The organism is Paratractidigestivibacter sp. (genome assembly GCF_052362415.1).
Taxonomy (GTDB): domain Bacteria; phylum Actinomycetota; class Coriobacteriia; order Coriobacteriales; family Atopobiaceae; genus Paratractidigestivibacter.
Genome location: NZ_DAWEMK010000115.1, coordinates 1 through 5,234 on the forward strand (window position 1 = coordinate 1; position 5,234 = coordinate 5,234).

At 70.7% G+C, this 5,234-nt stretch carries 6 protein-coding genes; all 6 read left to right on the forward strand.

The features are described 5' to 3' along the window. Positions 1 to 896, forward strand: an 896-nt coding sequence (gene hisG / locus ACT84W_RS09310) for an ATP phosphoribosyltransferase (protein WP_444328998.1), incomplete at its 5' end; no start/stop codon positions are given. Between the two features lie 3 nt (positions 897 to 899). Further along, positions 900 to 2,309 (forward strand): histidinol dehydrogenase, encoded by a 1,410-nt coding sequence (gene hisD / locus ACT84W_RS09315; RefSeq protein ID WP_432290184.1) that lies wholly within the window; start codon positions 900 to 902, stop codon positions 2,307 to 2,309. Between the two features lies 1 nt (position 2,310). Further along, positions 2,311 to 3,426: a histidinol-phosphate transaminase gene (hisC, locus tag ACT84W_RS09320; RefSeq protein WP_444328999.1), complete on the forward strand. Its 1,116-nt coding sequence runs from the start codon at positions 2,311 to 2,313 to the stop codon at positions 3,424 to 3,426. Beyond that, positions 3,423 to 4,013 carry an imidazoleglycerol-phosphate dehydratase HisB gene (hisB, locus tag ACT84W_RS09325; RefSeq protein WP_444329000.1) on the forward strand — a complete coding sequence of 197 codons (591 nt, stop codon included), beginning with the start codon at positions 3,423 to 3,425 and terminating at the stop codon, positions 4,011 to 4,013. The genes hisC and hisB overlap by 4 nt, the downstream gene beginning before the upstream one ends. Then, a complete protein-coding gene (gene hisH, locus ACT84W_RS09330) occupies positions 4,014 to 4,691 on the forward strand; it encodes an imidazole glycerol phosphate synthase subunit HisH (RefSeq protein WP_417575654.1) in 678 nt (225 codons plus the stop codon). It abuts the gene before it with no gap. Then, on the forward strand, positions 4,688 to 5,234 hold a 547-nt coding region (locus tag ACT84W_RS09335; RefSeq protein WP_444329001.1), incomplete at its 3' end, for a HisA/HisF-related TIM barrel protein. The genes hisH and ACT84W_RS09335, both read left to right, overlap by 4 nt.

The window sequence follows — 5,234 nt, forward strand, 5'->3', positions numbered from 1 at the left end:
CCGAGGGGCGGGCGAGCTTCGACTTCAGCATCATCAACAGCTTCGACTATTACACGGGCATCATCTTCAAGGGCTACGCCGAGGGCATCGCCGCGAGCCTCGCCTCCGGTGGCCGCTACGACGCGGTGCTCGCCAACCTCGGGCGCCCGGGCCTCGCCGCCTGCGGCTTCGCGCTCTCGCTCGAGCGCCTGCAGGAGGTCCTGGGCGAGCAAGGCGAGTCGGGCGTCGTCACCCCCGGCGCGCGCGTGGCGTCGCGCGCGCTGCGCATCGCCGTGCCCAAGGGTTCGCTGTTCAAGGACTCGCTGCGCGTGCTCGCCGCCGCGGGCCTGCCCACCGAGGAGCTCGCCGACCCCGGTCGCAAGCTGATCGTGCGCGCCGACGACGTCGAGTACATCATCGTGCGCGCGCAGGACGCCCCGGCCTTCGTGGGGGCGGGCGGCGCCGACTGCGGCATCTGCGGCAAGGACTCGCTGGTGGAGGCCGACCTCGACCTGCTTCAGCTCGTTGACCTGCGCTACGGCGGCTGCCGCTTCGTCGTCGCCGAGCCCGCCGCCAACGCGGGCCAGGCCGACCGCAACTACGAGTGGCGCGGCACCGAGCGCGTGGCCACCAAGTACCCGCGCATCACCCAGCAGTACTACGACCGCATCGGCCGCCAGGTGGACATCCTCACGCTCCACGGCAACATCGAGCTCGGCCCGATCGTGGGCATGGCCGACCGCATCGTGGACATCACGGCCACCGGCACCACCCTGCGCGAGAACGACCTCGTGGTCGTCGACGACGTCATGGAGTGCACAGCGCGCTTCTTTGCGGGGCCCGCGGCGTACCGCTGCGACAAGAGAATCCGCGACCTGGCGGCACGTCTCGCCGAGGTCGCCGACGAGGAGGCATAGACGATGAGGGAAGTCATTCTTTCTGGCGGCCGCGCGCTGACGCAGGCCGACCTCAACCGATCGGGCGCCCTGCCCGCAGACATCATGGCCTCCGCCGAGGCCATCGTGGACGACGTCCGCAGCCGCGGCGACGAGGCTGTCCGCGAGTATTGCAACAAGTTCGACGGCGCCTGCCCGGCGAGCTTTCGCGTGCCGCAGGAGCTCATCGACGCCGCGCCCGGCATGGTCGACCCCGAGTTCCTGCGCTCGCTCACCCGCGCCCGCGACCAGATCCGCGACTTCCACCAGAAGGAGCGCGAGGAGAGCTGGTTCACCACGCGCCCCGATGGCACGCTCCTCGGCGTGAAGGTCACGCCGGTCGCCTCGGCAGCCGTCTACGTGCCGGGCGGCCGCGCCCAGTACCCCTCGACCGTCCTCATGGACACGATCCCCGCCAAGGTCGCGGGCGTGCCGCGCGTGGTCATGGTGACCCCACCGCAGAAGGACGGCTCGCTTTCCGCCTACACGCTCGCCGCGGCCAAGCTCGCCGGCGTGGACGAGGTCTACGCCGTGGGTGGCGCCCAGGCCATCGGCGCCGTGGCGTACGGCACCGAGTCCATTCCCGCCTGCGACAAGATCGTCGGCCCCGGCAACGCCTTCGTCGCGGCCGCCAAGCGCTACGTCTCGGGCGATGTGGGCATCGACATGGTGGCCGGCCCCTCCGAGGTCTGCGTGCTCGCCGACGCGACGGCCGACCCCGTGGTCGTGGCGGCCGACCTCATGGCGCAGGCCGAGCACGACCCGCTGGCCAGCTGCTACCTCGTGACCTGCGACGCCGACCTTCCCGCGCGCGTCCTCGCCTCCGCCGAGAAGCTCGTCTCGCAGTCCCCGCGCGAGGACATCACCCGCGCCTCGCTCGACAACCGCGGCGTCATCGTCGTGGCCGACGACCTCGACGCCGCCGTCGACGCGGTGAATGTCGTGGCTCCCGAGCACCTTGAGCTCCACTGTGCCGACGCGATGGGGCTTCTGGGCAAGGTCAAGAACGCCGGCGCCATCTTCGTCGGGGCTTGGAGTTCCGAGCCTTTGGGCGACTACGTCGCGGGCCCGAACCACACGCTGCCCACCGGCGGCACCGCGCGCTTCTCCAACCCGCTCGGTGTCTACGACTTCCAGAAGCGCTCGAGCGTGATCTGCTACACGCCCGAGGGCATGCTCGCCGACGCGCCGGCAACCCAGGCCATGGCACAGGCGGAGGGCCTGTGGGCCCACGCGCTCTCGGTCGGCATGAGGCGCCGCCTCGCCGAGCAGGGCCTTGCCGGCTACGACGACGCCGACGCCGCCTGCGAGGGCGCCCACCGTGTGGCTTGGCCCTCCGACCTCGCCGCCCCCGGCGTCCCGTACCTGCCCGGCTACGCGAAGCGGGAGGCCTAGCGTGGCCGCCAAAAATGACGAAAAGGGACAGTCCCTTTTCGTCATTTCCCGCGCGCGCGAGGCGCTGCAGGGCTTCCAGCCTTACGACCCGGCGTTCACGCCGTGCCGCGTGAACCTCAGCGCGAACGAGAACACCCACGAACTGCCCGCGCCCGTCACCGAGGCCTTGCGCGCCGCCATGCTCACGACGCCGCTCAACCGCTACCCCGACCCGATGGCCAACGACCTGCGCGACCTTCTCGCCAAGCGCCATGGCGTGCGCCGCGCGAACGTGATGGTGGGCAACGGCGGCGACGAGCTGCTGTTCAACCTGCTCTTCACCTTCGGCGGCCCGGGGCATGCGCTCGTCACCTGCCCGCCGGACTTCAGCGAATACGCGAACTTCGCCCGGATGTGCGAGACCCCGGTCGTCCCCGTCTGGCGAGACCCGCGGACCTTCGAGATCGACGCCGACTCCCTTGTGGCGGCGGCGCAGGCCGACGACGCCGCGCTCGTCATCCTGACCTCGCCGAACAACCCCACGGGCAACCTCGTGGACCCCTCCGTCGTCCGGTGCCTGCTCGACGAGACGGACGCCCTCGTGCTCGTGGACGAGGCGTATATCGAGTTCGCCGGGGAGGACGCAAGCCTTACCGGATGGGTCCGGAAGAACCCTCGCCTCATGGTCCTGCGCACGCTCTCCAAGGCCTTCGGCCTCGCCGGGCTGCGCGTGGGCTACCTCGTGGCCGATCCCGAGGTCGTGAACATGCTCGCCGCCATCCGCCAGATCTACTCGGAGGATGTGCTCGCGCAGTCCGTGGCCTGCGCCGCGGTCTCGCGCCGCCGCGAGCTCGCGCCCGTGGTCGCCGACATCGTGGCCGAGCGCGAGCGCCTGCGCGCGGGGCTCGCCGCCATCGGGGGCGTCGAGGTGTGGCCGAGCGCCGCGAACTTCCTGCTCGTCCGCCTGCCCGCCGCCTCGCGCGTCCGCGCGCGCCTGCGCGACGAGTTCTCTATTCTTGTCCGGGACTTCAGCTATGCTCCTGGCCTGGAGAACTGCCTGAGGATCACCGTCGGCATGCGTCCCGAGAACGACGCGCTTCTCGATGCGCTCGCCATCCTAGCAAGGGAGGAAGCATGACCAGGACCGCTAAGGTAGTCCGCGCGACCAAAGAGACGGACATCGGCCTTTCCATCGACCTCGACGGCACCGGCGCCGCGGACATCGAGACGGGCGTGGGCTTCTTTGACCACATGCTCAACGCCTTCAGCCGTCACTCGCTCATCGACGTGACGCTGCGCGTCAAGGGCGACACCTACGTCGACGACCACCACACCGTGGAGGACACGGGCATCGTCATGGGCCAGGCCCTGCGCGAGGCCCTGGGCGACAAGCGCGGCATCCGCCGCTTCGGCTCCGTGATGGTGCCGCTCGACGAGGCGCTCGTCATGGCGGCCGTGGACTGCTCCGGCCGCGGCGAGCTCTTCTGGGACGTGCCCATCGGTCCCGAGAAGGTCGGCACCTTCGACACCGAGCTCGGCCACGAGTTCTTCGCCGGGTTCGCGCGCGATGCCGGCATCACCCTTCACCTGCGGCTCGTTTGCGGAGAGAACGCCCACCACATCCTCGAGGCAGCCTTCAAGGCCGCGGCGCGCGCCTTGCGCGAGGCCGTCGAGCCCGACCCGCGCTCCGACGGCTCGGTGCCCTCCACGAAGGGGAGCCTGTAGATGGGCGCCCCGATCGTCGTGGTCGACTACCACAAGGGCAACCTCCTCTCCGTCGTCCGCGGCCTCGCCGAGGTCGGGGGAGAGGCGAGCGTCTCGGACGATCCCGCCGCCATCGCGGGTGCGTCGGGCATCGTTTTGCCGGGCGTCGGCAGCTTCGAGGACGCGATGGACTACATGAACGGCTCCGGCCAGGCCGACGCGGTGCGCGAGGCCGTGGGGCGCGGCGTGCCGTTCCTCGGCATCTGCCTGGGCCTGCAGCTTCTCTTCGATAGGGGAGACGAGCGCACCGACGGCAAGCTCCACGGCGTCAACGATCCCGAGCGCTGGGTCGACGGCCTCGGCATCTTGCGCGGGAGCGCGACCCGGCTGCGCTCCGGCCGCCTCAAGGTGCCTCACGTGGGCTGGGACCAGATCCACCTCACGCCGCACGGCCAGGCCTGCCCGCTTTTCCGCGGCGTGCCCGAGGGAGCGAACGTTTACTTCACGCACAGCTACGCGCTCGATGAGGACGTGGACGATGCCATGGTGGCCACGCGCACCCACTACGTGCGCAGCTTCGCCTCCTCGGTGTGGGAGGGCAACGTCTACGGCGTCCAGTTCCACCCCGAGAAGAGCTCGGCCACGGGCCTTCGGATTCTTACCAACTACGTCGACATCGTGAGGGGTGGGGCAAGGTGATCCTCTTTCCCGCGATCGACCTGGTGGGCGGCAAGGTCGTGCGCCTGCAGCGCGGGGACCGCTCGCGGATGGACGTCTACTCCGACGACCCCGCCGCCGTGGCGCGCGACTTCACCGCGCGAGGCGCCGAGTGGATCCACGTGGTCGACCTCTCCGCGACGTTCGAGGAGGACGAGGACGCCCGCGCGGCCAACGCGGCCGCGATCCGCGCGATCTGCGAGGTCCCGGGCATCAAGGTCGATTGCGGCGGGGGCGTGCGCTCCATCGAGGCGGTCGAGCGCCTGGCGGACCTCGGCGTGCGGCGCATCGCCATCGGCACGGCGCTCGTGCGCGACCCGGCCTTCGCCGAGCGGGCAGCCGCCGAGTACGGCGACCGAGTCGTGGCCGACGTCGCCGCGAAGGACGGCGTCGTCAAGGTCAACGGCTGGCGCGAGGGCGCGGGCCTCACGGTCGACGAGCTCTTGCCACGCCTCGCGGGCCTCGGTTACGGGCACCTTGTGTTCACCGACATCAACCGCGACGGTATGCAGACGGGCATCGACG